General features: G+C 40.2%; 15 protein-coding genes. 4 read left to right on the forward strand and 11 right to left on the reverse strand.

All coding sequences use genetic code 11. From position 1 onward, the window contains the following. Nucleotides 1–4: 4 nt before the first annotated feature. Nucleotides 5–1009, reverse strand: coding sequence for an N-acetyl-gamma-glutamyl-phosphate reductase (argC, locus tag H5203_RS10770; RefSeq protein ID WP_145235116.1), 1005 nt, complete (start codon nucleotides 1007–1009; stop codon nucleotides 5–7). Nucleotides 1010–1223: 214 nt separating this feature from the next. On the opposite strand from argC, the gene argE reads away from it, so the two are divergent. Next, the gene (argE, locus tag H5203_RS10775; RefSeq protein ID WP_145235114.1) at nucleotides 1224–2372 is read left to right on the forward strand and encodes an acetylornithine deacetylase; all 1149 of its coding nucleotides are present in this window, start codon (nucleotides 1224–1226) and stop codon (nucleotides 2370–2372) included. Nucleotides 2373–2432: 60 nt separating this feature from the next. On the opposite strand, the gene panP is transcribed toward argE, so the two are convergent. Further along, nucleotides 2433–4061, reverse strand: coding sequence for a pyridoxal-dependent aspartate 1-decarboxylase PanP (gene panP, locus H5203_RS10780; protein ID WP_145235112.1), 1629 nt, complete (start codon nucleotides 4059–4061; stop codon nucleotides 2433–2435). A gap of 273 nt (nucleotides 4062–4334) precedes the next feature. On the opposite strand from panP, the gene H5203_RS10785 reads away from it, so the two are divergent. Next, on the forward strand, nucleotides 4335–6218 hold the full coding sequence (locus H5203_RS10785; RefSeq protein WP_145235110.1) for a bifunctional diguanylate cyclase/phosphodiesterase: 1884 nt from the start codon (nucleotides 4335–4337) through the stop codon (nucleotides 6216–6218). Between the two features lie 55 nt (nucleotides 6219–6273). On the opposite strand, the gene H5203_RS10790 is transcribed toward H5203_RS10785, so the two are convergent. Genes H5203_RS10790 through mpl form a run of 5 tightly spaced genes read right to left on the reverse strand, consistent with a single transcriptional unit; the run spans nucleotide 6274 to nucleotide 10642 of the window. Beyond that, nucleotides 6274–6954 carry a tRNA (guanosine(46)-N(7))-methyltransferase TrmB gene (locus tag H5203_RS10790; RefSeq protein WP_145235108.1) on the reverse strand — a complete coding sequence of 227 codons (681 nt, stop codon included), beginning with the start codon at nucleotides 6952–6954 and terminating at the stop codon, nucleotides 6274–6276. Continuing rightward, nucleotides 6954–7721: an ABC transporter permease gene (locus H5203_RS10795; protein WP_145235106.1), complete on the reverse strand. Its 768-nt coding sequence runs from the start codon at nucleotides 7719–7721 to the stop codon at nucleotides 6954–6956. The genes H5203_RS10790 and H5203_RS10795 overlap by 1 nt, the downstream gene beginning before the upstream one ends. Further along, on the reverse strand, nucleotides 7722–8654 hold the full coding sequence (locus tag H5203_RS10800) for an ABC transporter ATP-binding protein (RefSeq protein WP_145235104.1): 933 nt from the start codon (nucleotides 8652–8654) through the stop codon (nucleotides 7722–7724). Further along, a complete protein-coding gene (locus H5203_RS10805; RefSeq protein WP_145235103.1) occupies nucleotides 8651–9274 on the reverse strand; it encodes a flavin prenyltransferase UbiX in 624 nt (207 codons plus the stop codon). Before H5203_RS10805 ends, H5203_RS10800 begins: the two co-directional genes overlap by 4 nt. Before the next feature lie 12 nt (nucleotides 9275–9286). After that, nucleotides 9287–10642 (reverse strand): UDP-N-acetylmuramate:L-alanyl-gamma-D-glutamyl-meso-diaminopimelate ligase, encoded by a 1356-nt coding sequence (gene mpl / locus H5203_RS10810; protein WP_145235101.1) that lies wholly within the window; start codon nucleotides 10640–10642, stop codon nucleotides 9287–9289. A gap of 590 nt (nucleotides 10643–11232) precedes the next feature. On the opposite strand from mpl, the gene H5203_RS10815 reads away from it, so the two are divergent. Next, a complete protein-coding gene (locus tag H5203_RS10815) occupies nucleotides 11233–14145 on the forward strand; it encodes a TonB-dependent receptor domain-containing protein (protein WP_145235099.1) in 2913 nt (970 codons plus the stop codon). A gap of 80 nt (nucleotides 14146–14225) precedes the next feature. Here the strand turns inward: H5203_RS10815 and H5203_RS10820 are convergent, their stop codons facing one another. From H5203_RS10820 to folB, 3 genes are read right to left on the reverse strand one after another with little or no spacing between them, the layout of a single operon-like run. Continuing rightward, on the reverse strand, nucleotides 14226–15026 hold the full coding sequence (locus H5203_RS10820; RefSeq protein WP_145235097.1) for an undecaprenyl-diphosphate phosphatase: 801 nt from the start codon (nucleotides 15024–15026) through the stop codon (nucleotides 14226–14228). Then, nucleotides 15023–15511: a 2-amino-4-hydroxy-6-hydroxymethyldihydropteridine diphosphokinase gene (gene folK, locus H5203_RS10825; protein ID WP_145235095.1), complete on the reverse strand. Its 489-nt coding sequence runs from the start codon at nucleotides 15509–15511 to the stop codon at nucleotides 15023–15025. The genes H5203_RS10820 and folK overlap by 4 nt, the downstream gene beginning before the upstream one ends. A gap of 1 nt (nucleotide 15512) precedes the next feature. Then, nucleotides 15513–15869: a dihydroneopterin aldolase gene (folB, locus tag H5203_RS10830; RefSeq protein ID WP_145235093.1), complete on the reverse strand. Its 357-nt coding sequence runs from the start codon at nucleotides 15867–15869 to the stop codon at nucleotides 15513–15515. Between the two features lie 269 nt (nucleotides 15870–16138). On the opposite strand from folB, the gene plsY reads away from it, so the two are divergent. Beyond that, nucleotides 16139–16753, forward strand: coding sequence for a glycerol-3-phosphate 1-O-acyltransferase PlsY (gene plsY / locus H5203_RS10835; RefSeq protein ID WP_182758418.1), 615 nt, complete (start codon nucleotides 16139–16141; stop codon nucleotides 16751–16753). A 2-nt stretch (nucleotides 16754–16755) separates the two neighbouring features. On the opposite strand, the gene tsaD is transcribed toward plsY, so the two are convergent. Continuing rightward, nucleotides 16756–17769, reverse strand: coding sequence for a tRNA (adenosine(37)-N6)-threonylcarbamoyltransferase complex transferase subunit TsaD (gene tsaD / locus H5203_RS10840; RefSeq protein WP_145235089.1), 1014 nt, complete (start codon nucleotides 17767–17769; stop codon nucleotides 16756–16758). Between the last annotated feature and the right edge of the window lie 47 nt (nucleotides 17770–17816).

Here is a 17816-nt window from a genome sequence, read left to right on the forward strand (position 1 = left end):
CTAACTACCCTTTTAAACCTGTACTATGGGCAATACCCATGGCTAAATTAATGCACTGCAATGCTTGCCCTGCAGCACCTTTTAATAAGTTATCAATAGCTGCCATCACAATTAGCTGCGTACCTTGCTGCTGCCATGCAATATCAACGTAAGGCTGCTTTGCAACTCCTTTAATTGATGGCATTTTATTACCAAGCAATCTGATCAGTGGCTCATCAGCAAGCACTTGATAAGCTTGTGTAACTTGCTCTGGTGTAACTCCAGGTTTCAATTGCACATAAATAGTTTCTAAAATACCGCGTGGAAAATTACCTAAATGCGGCGTAAATAACACCTTGTGACCTAAATGCTGCTCAATCTCAGGACTGTGTCTATGATTAAACAATCCATAAGGTGCTAACGACACTTCACAAAAATGCGTGGCTACACTAGCTTTACGCCCCGCACCGGTTACACCCGATACAGCATTAATAATAATGGTTTGCTCGGCTAATAAGCCGGCTTGTTGCAATGGTTTTAACGCATTCAGCGCTGCTGTTGGATAGCAACCAGCCACAGCGACTAACTGCGCCTTGGCGATTGCTTCACTATTCCATTCAGCCAATCCGTAAGCCGCTTCACTTAGTAATTCCGTATGTTGATGCGCAAAACCATAATAGGTTTGATAATCTTCATTACTGCTTAAACGGTAGCCACCCGATAAATCAAATACTTTTTTGCCCATGCTTAAAAAACGTGGCGCTAAGTCAACACTCACTTTATGATCAGTACACAAACATACAAAATCGGCCGACTTTTCAATATCGTTATAAGCGCTATCACTAAGAGGCAATAAAGGAGAATCAAGCAAACCTAAATGCTCAGGATACAAGTCACTTAATAATTTACCCTTATCTAAGCTTTGCTCAGATACATAGCAACCAGCTAAGGTTAATTGCGGGTGTTTTACTACCAAACTTGCTAATTCTGCGCCGCTATAGCCACTTGCGCCAATAATCACTACTTTCATTCGTTACTCTTTTTGGTTTTTTGTTACTACATATATATTCAAATCGGGTTTAACAGTGCATAAAACACTATTTTATGAATGAAATCTGGTTATCGTCGTTTTATATTCATTGCGTCGCTTTAATATATTTATGCTTAAAAAGTGAATTGATATTCATCATAAATACTTTTATATTGTTATGCAATTAGATTGAATACTTATTTTGGATTTTTTTATGTCATTACCGTCTTTTTTATCTATGTATCAGCAATTGATTGCTGCACCTTCAATTAGTGCCATGGATGAGTCATTGTCTATGAGCAATAAAGGGGTGATTGATTTATTAGCTACTTGGTGTACAAGTCTTGGATTTGAATGTGAAATTACTGAGTTGTCGGGCCCTAAAGGTCGTTTTAACTTACTCGCAAAACGTGGCCAGGGAGATGGTGGTTTAATGCTTGCCGGTCATACCGATACAGTCCCATTTGATGATAGTCGTTGGAACTATAATCCGTTTAAATTAAGTGAAGATAACAATAAATTATATGGTTTAGGTAGTATTGATATGAAAGGGTTTTTCGCTTTTGTATTGCAATCAATCAGTGAACTAGATGAGAATATTCAAACACAGCCAATTTTGATTCTAGCTACTGCCGACGAAGAAACCACCATGGCCGGTGCACAGCAAGTTTGTCAGCATAAAAACTTAAAGCCAGCTCGGTGTATTATTGGTGAACCTACTGATATGACACCTGTTTTCACACATAAAGGACATATGAGCAGCGCGATTCGCGTAGTCGGTCGTTCCGGACATAGCTCTGATCCTGAACGTGGTTTAAATGCCATTGAAGTGATGCATAAAGTTATTGCAAAACTGTTAACTTTAAAAGAGCAATTAAAGAATAAATATGCAGTTGAGCATTTTGTTATTCCTTACCCTACTTTAAATCTAGGACACATTCATGGTGGCGATAATGCAAATCGCATATGTGGCTGCTGTGAAATGCATATTGATATGCGCCCTTTACCGGGTCTAAGTGTGCAAGAACTGCAAATGATGCTGTTAAAAATAGCTACAGAGATCAATAACCAATATCCAGATTCAGTCAGTGTAATGGATATGCACGAGCCAATCCCCGCTTTTACCGGCAGTACTGATTCGGCATTAGTTAAACTGGCAGAAAAAATATCAGGAGAGCAAGCAGTTGCAGTGAACTACTGTACTGAAGCGCCATTTATTCAACAATTGGGTTGTGAAACGATTGTGATGGGACCGGGTTCAATTAATCAGGCTCACCAACCCGATGAATTTTTGGCGATGGAAAAAATTAAACCATCTCAACATATTATCACTGAAATGATCAGAACATCGTGTTTTAGCTAACAAAGAAAGTGCTGCTTGCGTTATCCCCACGCAACCTGGGAATAACGCAACTGTTACTGCTCAGTCCATGTATTTCTTAAGATATTTCTTAAATACAGGATCTGTTTTAGCCAGCTCTTTTTGCTCAGCAAGTATATCTTTTAAAATACTCTCTGATGTCAGCGGATTTGCAAGTACGACTCGAAATACCACTGTAGGTTGATGATCATACTGCGCGGGAGTTAAACGGGTACGGGACACAAATGAACGACCGGCTTCACGTTGGCGTTTTTGCATACTGGCAGTAAAACGATTTAACGAGGCAAAGATATCCAAACGCGTTTGTTCATCTGCTTGAGCTATTTTTTGTTTTATCTGTTTTGGCACATAACGGTATGTCAGTAAACATAACTCAGGTTCTGAGATCAGCTCAAAGTCGTCATCTGCTTTCACTAAATCAGCAAAGTAACGGGCTTTTTCAATTCCTTTATCTATTAAGATTTCGTAGCCTTTACGGCCAATAACGCGTAAGCAAGCATGCACTAACATAGCCATACCAGGACGACTACCTTCAAGTGTGTGGCTGCCTAAATCTTTAGAGCCTTTACGTAAAATATATTCTGCATGATGTTCTATAGCATCCGTAGCTGTAGGATCTTTAAATAGCACTAACCCAGCGCCCATTGGCACATACATTTGTTTATGAGCATCGATGGTAATTGAATCTGCTCGCTCAATACCTTTTAGTAACGAGCGGTATGTACTAGAAAGCAGCGTAGCTCCTCCCCATGCTGCATCTACATGAAAATGGCAGTTAAGTTCAGCGCTTAAATCAGCCATAGCATCGAGAGGATCAATATTACCGGTTTCAGTCGTGCCAGCGACCCCAACAATGGCCATCACTTTTATACCTTGCGCTGCTAGCTCATGGGCTTTGGCGCGCATTGCATCAACATTAACCTTATTGTTATCTGCAGTTTTAATGGCAATAAAGTTATCACGACCAATGCCAAGTAAATCAGCTGATTTTCCTAGCGAGTAATGGCCACGTTCAGAAATAAGTACTGCAAGGCCTTTATATCCATAATGCAACATTGCACTGATCAAACCTTGTGAACCAATCCCTTTAAATTCACCGTCCGCTTTCAGTAAGCGATTACGAGCAATCCACAATGCGGTAATATTGGCGATTGTGCCACCCGAACAAAAAGCACCTAGCGACGTTTTCGCACTGTGCATCCATTTGCTATAAAAACTGTCATCTTGCCCGTATGCCAAATGATGCATCATACCAAGCACTTGGCGCTCAAGCGGAGTAAATGCTTTGGAAGTTTCTATTTTTACTAAGTTTTGATTAAGGCCAACCATCAACTTAGAAAGTGGCAATACAAAATGCGGTAATGCTGACGTCATGTGCCCAATAAAGCTTGGCGCAGCGGTATGCACTGAATGAGCGACAAGTTGCTCCATAATATCTTGCGCATAAGCAGATACAAAAGTCGGATCTTCTGGGATCGCTGCCGATTGAAAATCTTTTTCAATCTCATGCAATGGCTTTTCAATTGCCGCTATGTTCTCATTCAAAAAACCTGCTAAATTGCTCGAGATCTCAAGTTCGATTTTACTCAAAGTTGAGTCTGGTGCTTCAGGCACAGTAAATATACGCATCAGAGTTTCTTTAGAGGCGACGGCACAACGCTTTTGATCCATCTTTATACCCAGTGAATGTAGCTTTGTTTAGCTGAAGATCCATATCAATGAACTCCATCGCTAATAACGCCAAAACTACAATGATTCTATGAAATGCGTTAACTTTACTGTAATAGAGTAGAAATGTCTCGTATAAAGCCACAAAAGTAGCCAATTGCATGACAAATTAATGATAAGTTGATTAATATTTATCATTAATTTGGCTAACTATATTTTTATAGGCGATACAGCCTTTTTTTGTATAATAGAAGGGCTAATAAATCAAGGAAGAGCATGATAAATACAAATTTACGGACAAATTGGATAATCGCGGGTTTCATACTGTTTTTTATCAGTTTATTAAGCTACATCTATTACACCTACAACAGCACCCGTAACGATATTATGCACAGCGTCGATACTCGATTACTCAATGCCGCATTAAGTGTCAAGCATATACTTGGTGATGACTATCATCAAAAAATCAATGCAGGCCAATATATATCATCAACCGAATACCAACAAAAAAGTCGGCAACTTTCAGAGTTTGCTAATGCGTTAAATATCGCTTATGTTTACGCCATGATATTAAAAGACGGTAATGTACATTTTAGTGCATCGAGTTACACTCAAAACGATCAAAATACCGGTAGAATCACCCAATTACTCGATCTTTACCCTGAAGCAACTGCCGCTAATATTGGCGCATTTTATTCAACAGAGCCGGTGTTTGAAATATCAAAAGATCAATGGGGACATTTTAAAACAATTTTTGTCCCTTTCGTTGATGCCAATGGAGTCACCTACTTAACAGGGGCCGATATCACCATATACGATCTCAATCAGCGATTAGCGCAAAGTGTATCTAAAGCTGCGGGCATGGCCATTTTTTTCTTTTTTATTGCTCTGTTGGTAGCCGGTATTTATGTGTATTTATTGAAACGTGCAATTTCAACCGATACCAGTAGTGGCTTTGCCAATCATATTGCACTTGAATATTATATTAAAAACTCCCCTAATCATCATCTGCAACTTGCTGTTATTTGGGTAAATGAAGTTGAAGATATAAGCAGTTTTTATGGTACTGAAGTAGGCGACCGCGTTATGAAAAACTTGTTGCAACACTTCAAAAAGCGCCGCCCTGCTGGTAGTCAGATGTTTCGTCTAACGACCAACAAAATAGTCCTCATCGCTCCTTTGGGTAAAGATAATGCAGGTTTTCTCGAGGTGATCCAAGCCTATAATTGCAGTACCCCATTACTTACCGACCCTTTTATATACATCACCTTGTGCGCAGGCATCGCCAGTGGCAATAAATCAATGTTACTTGAAAATGCCCATATTGCCGCATTACAAGCCAAGCAGGGACGCCACACTGTGGTCAATTACTCCAGCGCACTACATGATGTAAAAAACCAATATCAGTATAATGTAGCAATGGCAAAAGAAGTACGTGAAGCATTTGAGAACAACAGAATTGTGCCTTATTTTCAGGCAATTTATGATAATGAAACGAATGCCATTATTCAGTATGAATGTTTGGCTAGAATGATCACCTGCCATGGTGAAATTCTTAAACCAGAATCGTTCTTAGATGTCGTTAATCGCTCTCGCATGGATGGCATGCTCACCCGCACTATGCTCACACAATGCTTTGCACGATTTAGAAAAACCAGTACGTGCTGGAGCATCAATATTACAGCCCAAGATATGCTTGATCCAAGCCTTGCTGAATTTTTGGAAAACGAATTTAAACGCTATCCACTACCGAGTAATATTACCTTAGAACTATTGGAAACCGAAGCTATCGCAAATTTTTCTGAAGTAAAAGCATTTATAACCATGGTTAAAAATCGTGGTATACGGGTAATAATTGATGATTTTGGTACAGGTTATTCGAATATCTCTAATGTACTAAAATTAGAAGTAGATGGTATTAAGCTTGATGGTAGTTTGATCAGACAGATCATTCACGATAAAGACATTTATCTATATGTTGAGCATATTGCCAACTTTGCAAAGCAACTCAACTTACAGCTAATTGCTGAGCATGTAGAGAGTAAACCTATCGCCAACGCGCTTAAAAAAGCAAATGTGACGCTAATGCAAGGCAATTACTTTGCCGAGCCTGTGCCACATATTACTGCAAATAAAAATCAACCGTATCCAATCTCTTAACCTGAACTCAGGTTAAGAGATATACGAAAACATTAACTTATAAAACACTTAATTTTTATTTCGAGCCAGCATTTAAATTAATCACTAAACGGTGACTTTGTTGACCACTTGCCCAATATTTACGTTCAAATGGCGTAACTGCCAGGTCATTTTGATAAAGTTCGACTGTGCAGTCGTGTCCGGTGAGCTTCAGTGCTTGAGCAAACTCTTTAACATAAATATCCCAATTGCTGCGAACTTCTAACAGCCCACCTAATTTAACGATAAATGGAAAAATAGCAGCGCCATGCCAGCGACGTTGAATATGCTTCGCTTTTGGCCACGGATTTGGATACAGCAAATAATGATGTGTGGGTTGCCAATTAGCCGCCACTGCGAGTCGCCAAAAGTCATTTAAATCGGCCTGCACTAAAATGTACTGACCTGAATCGGTTTGTTTATATTCAATATCATGCTTATCCAAACGATGCGATGACTTATCAATTCCTATAACTAACGCATCAGGGTGGCGTTTAGCTAAATTAGCCGTGCTTTCACCTACCCCACAACACGAATCTAAAATAATGGGCCCATTAAAAGCCTGCACTTTTTCATTTACTTGATCAAACGCCGTTTGCGTATGAGCTGCAATGGGTTTTTTAAACTGGGCAGTTAAATGCTTATTAACTATATCATCCAGCTTTTCATGTAAGCCTTGTTGATTCGATACAATACTTCGTGAATTTGCATCACTCATTAGTGTCTTAACCCCACACCTTTTTTAATTAACGTTAAAGCTAATATAAATAAGGCTGTAATAAATAATAACAACACGCCAAATGCGACAGTTAAATCAACATCCGACACGCCTAAGAAACCATACCTAAAGGCATTAACCATATAAATAATTGGATTAACCTGCGATACGCCTTGCCAAAACTCTGGCAATAAAGTGATTGAGTAAAACACACCACCTAGGTAGGTCAATGGCGTTAAAATAAAGGTCGGAATTATACTGATATCGTCAAAGCTATTAGCATAAATAGCATTGATCAAACCGCCTAAAGCAAATACCGCAGAAGTTAAAATTACTGTCGCGATGATCACAAAAATATTATGAATTTGAATATCAACAAATAATAACGACACACACGTAACAATTAATCCTACTAGCATGCCACGGGTCATGCCGCCACCCATATAGCCAAGCACAATAATATAATTAGGCACGGGTGCAACTAACAGCTCTTCAATGCTTTTTTGAAACTTGGTTGAATAAAAGCTTGATGCCACATTAGAATACGAATTAGTGATCACCGACATCATGATAAGACCCGGTACAATAAACTCCATATAACTAAAGCCCCCCATATCACCAATACGAGAGCCTATAAGATTACCGAAAATCACAAAGTACAAACTCATAGTGATTGCCGGCGGCACGAGTGTTTGTACCCAGATACGCAAAAATCGAATGCACTCTTTAAACCATAAACTCTTTAAGGCTACGCCATATTTAAACATCTACTTGCCCCGCCCTTGCTCTAGTAAACCTACAAACAACTCTTCTAATCGATTAGCTTTATTACGCATGCTAAGCACGGTATTGCCCTGCTCGGTTAATGCTGTGAATACTGCATTCAAGCCCTGTGATTTGGCTACTTCAACCTCAATAGTATGATCATCAGCCATAGTAAACTTATAACCATCAAGCGTAACGGTAACTGGCTGGACAGGCTGTTTTAAATCAAGAATAAAGGTTTCTTTATCTAGTTTGGCAAGCAGTGCTTTAATGGTGGTGTTTTCAACGATAATGCCGGAATCAATAATCGCGATATTTTTACACAGCAGTTCGGCTTCTTCTAAGTAATGGGTGGTGAGAATAATCGTCACCCCCTGCTCATTAATTTGTCTTAAAAAATCCCACATCGAACGGCGTAATTCAATATCAACACCGGCGGTTGGCTCATCTAAAATTAGCAGTTTTGGTTCATGCATTAACGCGCGAGCAATCATTAAACGACGTTTCATACCGCCTGATAGTGTTCGTGCTTGTTTGTCTTTCTTTTCAAGTAAGCCTAATTGCGCTAAATATTTATCCGCTCGTTGATGCGCCACCTTACGGGGAACTCCGTAATAACCCGCTTGATTTACCAGTATTTGCGTCAACGTTTCAAATTGGCTAAAGTTAAACTCTTGTGGCACTAAGCCTAGTTGTGATTTAGCGGCTTCTAAATCTGAATCTATGTTGTGACCAAACACCTCTACTAAGCCTTTGGTTTTATTGACCAATGATGAGATTACCCCAATGGTAGTTGACTTACCCGCGCCATTTGGGCCTAACAAGGCAAAAAAATCACCTTCATATACTTTTAAATCAACGCCTTTAACGGCTTCAACACCATTTTTATATACCTTGGTCAGGCCTTCAATATTCAAAGCCAATGCTTTACTCATGATTTACCCTCCCCATAACCCCAACGTTTAGTTAGTGTGTGTGCAATATTTAAATGATCTAAAATACGTGCAACCATAAAATCAACTAAGTCATTAATAGTTTGCGGTTGATGATAAAACCCTGGTGCAGCTGGCATAATTGTTACCCCGAGCTTTGCGAGCTTTAGCATGTTTTCTAAATGGATTTCACTAAATGGCGTTTCTCGTGGCACTAAAATTAACTGACCACGCTCTTTAATCACGACATCAGCGGCGCGCTCTAATAAATTATCAGAGGCCCCCATCGCTATTGCAGAGACAGAGCCTGCACTACACGGGCACACGACCATTTTTTTCGGCGCTGCAGAGCCAGATGCCACAGGGCTAAACCAGTTATCTTTACCAAATACTTGTAACTGTCCTGGCTGTGCTTTAAATAAGCTACTTAATTGTTCGGTGGCTTTATCTTCATTGGCTGATAATTTAATGTTTGATTCAGTATCTAGCACTACACGCGCCGCGCTTGAGATCAAAACATACACGCGAAACTGCTGCGCGAGCAATACTTCAAGTAATCGTAAGCCATATGGCGCGCCTGACGCACCACTAAAGGCCAGCGTTATGGTTTCTTTATATTGCACTGTCGCTCCGGTTTATTGCTGGATAAATTTATGCTGCAAAGCTGTTATCAATGTGTCGTGGAGGCCATTAAAGCCACCATTACTCATGATTAAAATATGTTGCTGCGGTTGCGCTTGGGAGACTACTTGTTCAACGATCTCATCTGTATTACTCAAGCATAACATACCAGCCTGTTTGGCCTGCTCACTTAATGACCAGGTTAAATTATCTGGCTCGAATAAATACACATCATCAGCATCAGCTAATGACGCCAATAACGTATGTTGATGTACACCCATTTTCATAGTGTTTGAGCGCGGCTCTAATATCGCAATAATTTTTTCATTGCCTACTTTTGCACGCAACCCAGCAAGCGTTGTAGTGATAGCTGTTGGGTGATGAGCAAAGTCGTCATACACTTTAATATTGGCAATATCGGCTTTTAGCTCCATCCTACGTTTAGGACTAATAAATTCCCCTAACCCTGCAATGCTATGTTCAATTGCAATCCCGACATGGCGCGCGGCAGCAATAGCCATAATAGCGTTTTTAACATTGTGCTCACCAAACGCTTGCCATTTTACTGAGCCTTGGTATTCATCATTGAGTAACACTGCAAATTCACTGCCATCGGCATTAATCAGCTCATATCCCCAATCAGCGCCCAGTGTTTCACTTTCGCTCCAACAACCTTGGTTAATCACATCTTGCACAGCATCGTCTTGTTGTGGCCAAATAACTTTGCCGCTACTTGGTAGTGTACGCATCAAATGATGAAATTGTTTTTTAATAGCGTTTAAATCTTCAAAAATATCAGCATGATCAAATTCAAGATTGTTTAAAATCAGTGTGCGCGGTAAGTAATGAACAAACTTACTGCGTTTATCAAAAAATGCAGTGTCGTATTCATCAGCTTCAATAACAAAAAAAGGCGTTTCGCCAACCCGTGCCGACAAACCAAAATTTTGCACGATACCACCGATCAAGAATCCTGGCTTTAAACCCGCAAATTCTAAAATCCATGCCAGCATACTTGCAGTGGTGGTTTTACCATGAGTTCCAGCAACCGCCAGTACCCAGGAGTTTTGTAATAAATTATGCTTTAACCATTCAGGGCCGGAAGTATACGCTAAGCCCTTGTCCAATACATATTCAACACATGGGTTACCACGACTCATTGCATTGCCAATAATCACCATATCTGGTGCAGGTTCTAACTGAGAGACATCATAGCCTTGGGTTAATTTAATACCAAGCTCTTCAAGTTGCGTGCTCATTGGCGGATATACGTTTAGATCCGAGCCCGTGACTGTATGGCCTAGCGACTTAGCTATCGCTGCAATACCACCCATAAAGGTGCCGCAAATGCCTAAAATATGAATATGCATATTATTCCTTTGCCGCCACACATAGCTTACGCAGCACTAAAAAATAGATAATAGATGAGGTGCCATAATGCCAAAAATAGCGTTCAGTTACCATTGCCATCTAACACAACACTTGTGCTAAATGACAACGAATAAGTATATAAGTTAAATAGTTCCCTTACTTATGCCTAACCGCTCAAGTATTGCGCGACACTTTTTAAACAAAATTAACTTTAAAGCTCATTTTACAAACAAAATAATTGATAGTTAATTGCAAAATAGTTAATGAGCAAGATAACTCAATGTTATGAAAATACTAAAAACAAAAAACGTAAAGCTATGAATACAAATAATATAATTTAAAATCAAGATGATACCAACAAATACCCATAATAAAAACAAAAAACACTTTTTAGCAACAAAAGACATATTTGCCCCACAAAAGACTCTATTTGGGTACTGTGATAAAACATCGCACTAAATTACATTTGGTTACATTGAAAGGCATATATTTAACCTCAAAGTTAATATGGCTAACAATGTAAGTCCTTTGTGAATTCCATCAAGTTAAATTACCCACAGGGTAAACCTTGTCGAAATTAAAAGGTGTTATGTTGAAAAAATTAAATCTTATTACAGCTGCAATTAATGCAGTATTAATTACTGGTACTGTTGGTGCTGCCAATGCATTTGCACAAGAAGCAACTGACGTAAAACCTGTCGAGCGCATTCAAGTAACAGGTTCGAAAATAAAGCGATTTAACCTTACTTCACCGACACCAGTTACGGTGATCAGTGGCGTTGAGATGGAAAACGCCGGCATTACTAACGTTAATGATTTATTAGCTGAGCTACCGCAAGCAACGGTTGGCCTATCTCCGGAAACCACTACTAGCTTTATTTATGCATCAGGATTAAACACCACCGATTTACGTGGTTTAGGGTCTGAGCGCACACTGGTATTAGTAAATGGTCGCCGCTTTGTCGCAGGTTCAGTAGGCAGCACTGCGGTAGATTTAAATAATATTCCAACAACTCTGATCGAACGAGTAGAAATCGCCACAGGCGGTGCAGCAGCAGTATATGGTGCCGACGCTGTAGCAGGTGTCGTAAACATCATCACAAAAAAATCATTTGATGGCATTGAAATTGATGCATCTACGATTCGTCCAGAACAAAGCGGTGGCGAGCAAAACTTTTTCTCTATCACCGGTGGTATGGAAGGTGACAAGCTATCGTTTGTAACGTCTCTTAACTACTCAAAAACAGATAGCTATAACAAGTTAAGTCGTGATTTTTACCGTAATCCTGTAACTTCATACGCAAATCCAGCCAATAAATCTGGTACCGATGGTATTCCTGAGCGCGTTATATTAGGTAAGCAAAGTACCCTTGGCTATTACTCTGAAGGCGGTGACTTTTTCAGTAAAACAGGCTCGCTAACTGACGATCATTACAACAACCATCACTGGGCATTTGATAATAGCGGTAACGTACAAGCATTTGATTATGGTCTAGGTCGCGTAGAAAACTCTGGTGTGCCTAACGCATCAGCTAATAACCGTTATTACGCAGATGCTAGTAACCCAGGCGATGGTGTTTTTAGTCATGGTTACAAAAGCTATTTTCAAACTCCATTAGAGCGCGCTATTTTATCAACGTATGGTACATACGAAATTAATGACGACCATGCTGCAACATTTGATTTTACTTGGTCTGACTCAAAAGCAACTACTGAAAGCTCGCCAGCTTTCTTTGCTCACACGATTCGTCGTGATAATGCCTTTATCCGCGATGATATGGCTAAGATTATGGATGCTAACGGGTTAGATAAAGTTACTTTGCGCCAAGCTAACGAAAATCTATGGGGTGATCGCGCCTATCAACAAGATCGTTCGGTGATCCGTGCATCTCTTGGTTTTGAAGGCATTTTAAACGATGACTGGGGCTACAGCACCTATGTGCAGTATGGCCGTATCGAACAAGATACCTTATGGCGCGGTGAAGTATTAGAGCAAAATTTAGTCAATGCAATAGATGCTGTAGAACTTAATGGCCAAATCGTGTGTGCAGTTCGTGATGCCGATGGTAATGTCACAGGTGAACGTGAAGGGTGTGTTGCTTTTAACCCTATGGGCGCACAAAGTGCTTCTCAAGCACAGCTTAATTATATAGCAACGAATGCTACGCGTACTGCCAAACAAGACCAGCTAGTTGTTGCTGCAACATTTGATGGTTTATTATTTGAATTACCAGCAGGTGCTGTCGCTGCCGCATTTACCGTTGAACATCGCCGAGAAAGCGCCGAGACTCATCCTGATCACGCAATGCAAAATGGCCTTATTTTTGGGAACTCAAGCTTGCCAATGAAAGGTGATATCGATGTAAATGAATTCTCAACAGAGATCTCAGTGCCATTGCTTGTAGATCATTTTTTAGCAACTGACTTAACCTTTGAAACTGCGTACCGTTATATGGATTACTCGGTTACTGGTGGTGATGATGCGTGGAAGTTATCATTAAACTGGGGTGTTACAGACGAAGTACGTGTGCGTTTAAATCGTTCAAAATCAGTACGTGCACCAAGCCTAAGTGACTTATTTACGCCAAGCTCACAAACGTTTAATTCAGGCCGTAAAGACCCATGTCGTGCTGATGAAATTACCAGCTCAGGTAGCGAATATAAAGCAAATGTAATCGCTAACTGTCAAGCGGACGGTTTAGCTGAAGGTTGGATGCCAACTGCCGATTGGCAAGCCGCTGGTAGCCTGCCAGGTTTTGTACAAGGTAACCAAGCACTAAAAAACGAAACATCAAACGATTACACTATAGGCTTGATCTACACTCCTGAATTTATTGAAGGCTTAGATTTAACTCTTGATTACTGGTCATTTGAAATTGAAGGTGCGATTCAATACTTTGGACGTGATAGCGTAGAACTATGTTATGAGTCATCATCGCTAGACAACCCATTTTGCTCAAACTTCGTACGAAATAAAGAAACGGGCGACATCATTAACTATTATGAGCGTCCAATTAATGCTTCTATCATCGCCAAAAAAGGCCTAGATATTGAAACAGCTTACCGCACAGAATTAGGGAATGGTGATTTAGCAATTAAACTTACTGCAACTTACCTAGAAGAAGACAGTGAAAACCCAACCGGTCGTACGGCAGATTTCCGCTCAAATGTAGGTGAAATGGCAGATCCTCGCTGGAAAGGTCGCTTTAACGCAATCTACTCACATGATGATTCAAGTTACATTTTAACGGCTAATTACCGCCATAGTAGTGTAGAAAGTAATGAATGGAACATTGAAGATAATAACTACAATGATATCCCGTCTTACACAACGTTCGATTTTATGTACAAAACTTATCTATTAGATGAATTACAAGTACGTATTGGTGTAAACAATATCCTAGACCGTGCACCACCTCGTAATCCATTCACTTATGATAATGGTGAGTTCTTTGACGTTAAAGGTCGTCGCTTATCGATGGGTGCAAAATACACTTTCTAATTGAAGGGTATATTGGCTTATAAAAAACGCCTTAGCTCATTGAGCTAAGGCGTTTTTATTTATCTTTAATAAACGCAGTGCTACATCATCAAAAATACAATTAAACCTACGCCCAATAATAATCGATAGATAACAAATGGCATCATCCCCATACGTTCAATTATTTTTAAGAACAGGAAAATACACGCATACGCAGAGATAAACGATAAACCGGCACCTAAAATTAACGTTGTCCAATCAACTACATGATCCCCTAATGCCAGCTCAATGGTGTAATACAAGCCCATCATTGAGATCACTGGAATTGCGAGTAAAAATGAAAAACGCGCAGCGCTTTGTTTATTCATCCCCAGCATTAAACCGGCGGTCATAGTAATACCCGAGCGTGACGTACCAGGGATCATCGCCATCGCTTGCGCCATACCGATCATCAGTGCTGATTTCCAAGTTAATTGATAAATTGTTTTAGTTTGCTTACCTTTTACGTCGGCATACCAAAGTAATAAGCCAAACAAAATAGTGGTGATTGCAATTACCCACGCACTGCGTAAATAGAGCTCGATTAAGTCTTTAAAAATTAAACCCAGTACAGCGGCTGGTATAGTGCCTAAAATAATCCACCAGCCAAGTTTACTATCATCTGTTGCACCTTGTGCACCAAATGATTTAAACCATGCAGCAAGTATTTCTACCACTTCTTTGCGGAAATAAATCACCACCGCAATCAAGGTACCAACGTGCACCGCAACATCGAAGGCAAGGCCTTGATCTTGCCAACCAAGAATTTGTGAAGGGAGAATGAGATGAGCTGAGCTTGAAATAGGTAAAAACTCAGTTAATCCCTGGATCAGGGCTAAAACAATAATTTCGATAATACTCATGGGTTAGTAAACTCCACCTTCCATAGTTTTTGCTTAGGGTTGTTGTAAGTATTCCACAACTGGGCAATTGTTTGCTTTGCTGTAGGATGATAAAAATCGGGGGCTATTTCTGCCAATGGCTGCAGGACAAAGGCATTTTTGGTGATTTCATCACGGGGTAACTGTGCAGGAGAATCACACACTACATCATCGTAAAACAGTAAATCTAGATCGAGTGTACGCGGGCTAAATTTTTTATCGTTATTTGTACGACCATTCTCTCGTTCAATCTGTTTGAGTAACTGACATAACTGGGGAAGCGGTATCTGTGTTTGTGCACCAATGACTGAGTTGTAAAAATTATTACCTGCAAAGCCAACTGCTTCGCTTTCAAAGACACTGGAATGCTCGAATTCTACAAGGTGTGCTTTTAGGGCGATTAACGCTTGGCGGATATAATGTTCTTTATCAACATTAGAGCCAAGGCTAATATAAATTTGCGCCATCTTAACGTGCCTTGAGTCGGGTAATTTCAACACCTACAGTGCGTGCTTGCGCGACGGCTGCGGGTTTACTAACTCGAATGGTAACCTGTGTTGTAGCAAACTCGGTTAAAATGATAGCCGCTAGTTGCTCTACTAAGGTCTCCAATAACTCAACAGGCTTTGCTGTCGTGTGCGCGATTACTCTCTCACTTACCTTTGCGTAATCAAGTGCTAAGGCAATGTCATCGGTTTTTGCTGCGGGTTTAATATCACACAGCATCTCGATATCAAAATACAAACTCTGTTTAGTTTCTTTTTCAAAATCGTACACGCCTATGATAGTGTCAACATGTAGTTGCGATATAAAAACCTTATCCATAACTGCTCCAACTGGCAAAAACTTAAAACTCATTGACTTGAGTCTACATCGGCTATAATTTGCATTTATAGCCTTTATACACTTTAACTGTGTTTTATTATGTAAAAATTACCCATACAATAGCCTATAGGTACATCATGTAAAAATTACCCATATGATATAAGCGTATAGATACATTATGTATCTGCTATTTGAACCACGAAAAGTATGAATGCAATTTTTGCGGCCAATGATAGCCGAAAAACTGCGATTAAAAAATAAGGAAGCGCGTGATAGCCGTTTTAATGTTAGTTTTAGCCTATTTACTCGGGTCGATTTCATCAGCCATTTTAGTGTCTCGGCTATTTAAACTACCCGATCCTCGCAGCAATGGCTCAAACAACCCTGGCGCAACTAATGTTTATCGTCTTGGTGGGGCTTTTCCAGCCTGCTTAGTCTTAGTGTTTGATATTCTCAAAGGGACTATTCCTGTCTGGGGAGCTTATTTTTTACAACTTGAACCACTAATGCTGGGATTGATAGGGGTTGCTGCGTGTTTAGGACATATGTTTCCGGTATTCTTTCACTTTAAAGGCGGTAAAGCAGTTGCAACTGCATTTGGAACATTGCTACCCATTGGCTTGTTGTTAGGCGGGTTATTAATTTCAACCTGGGTGGCTGTTGTTGCTATTACACGCTATTCGTCACTTGGGGCATTAGTTGCCGTTTCTTTAGCGCCATTATACACTTGGTGGATCAAACCGCTTTATACCTTACCAGTAACATTTTTAACTATTTTGATTATCTTTCGCCACCACGCCAATATTAAACGTTTATTTAGTGGCAAAGAACCTAAAATTGGTGACAAAAAAACGCCACCAACTAAAGATGATAACAATACTTAAATTTAAATAGCCTCTAAACTATCTATCGGCCAACGTGGTTTCGTTTTCATATCAAGGCTGGCAAACTGCCCAGCCTTTAAGCGCTGCATACCCGCATAGGCGATCATGGCACCATTGTCAGTACAAAACTCTGTGCGCGGATAATAAACCTGTCCTTTCATGCCTTGCATTACACGCTCTAGTTGCGCACGTAGCTGTATATTGGCGCTTACACCACCGGCAATTACTAAGCGATTTATACCCGTTTGCTTTAAAGCACGCTTACATTTAATAACTAATGTATCAATAACTGCGGTTTGAAACGCATGAGCGATATCGGCTTTGGTTTGCTGATCATCGTCATTATTACGAATAGTAATTGCAGCCGCCGTTTTCAAGCCGCTAAAACTAAAGTCAAGGCCCGGTTTATCTGTCATTGGTCGCGGGAAAATAAAGCGCTTAGGAACACCTTGCTCAGCAAGTTTAGCTAACCGTGGCCCACCAGGGTAATCTAAACCAAGTAACTTAGCTGTTTTATCAAATGCTTCGCCTGCAGCATCATCTACCGATTCACCCAATACTTCATACTGACCAATCCCAGCGACTTTAACCATCATGGTGTGTCCACCTGATACGAGTAAAGCAATAAACGGAAATTCAGGCACGTTTTCTTCAAGCATTGGCGCCAGTAGATGGCCCTCCATATGATGAACAGCCACTGCTGGAATATTCCACCCATAGGCAAGTGAGCGTCCAATTGAAGTACCCACTAATAATGCTCCCACCAGTCCTGGGCCTGCAGTGTAAGCAATACCATCGATATCTTCAGGTCCGCAACCGGCCTGTGCAAAAGCAGCATCGATTAATGGCAAGGTTTTACGAACATGATCTCGAGATGCAAGTTCAGGCACTACACCGCCATAATCTGCATGCACTTTTACTTGGCTATAGAGTTGATGAGCAAGTAGACCTTGTTCATCATCATAGATTGCAATTCCCGTTTCATCACACGACGATTCAATGCCTAAAATTCGCACTGCAGTTTTCTCCCATGCCCTTTGGCACTTTTAAATTCTTAAAATAA

The organism is Pseudoalteromonas sp. SG41-1, assembly GCF_014164575.1.
In the GTDB taxonomy this organism is placed as follows: Bacteria; Pseudomonadota; Gammaproteobacteria; order Enterobacterales; family Alteromonadaceae; genus Pseudoalteromonas; species Pseudoalteromonas rhizosphaerae.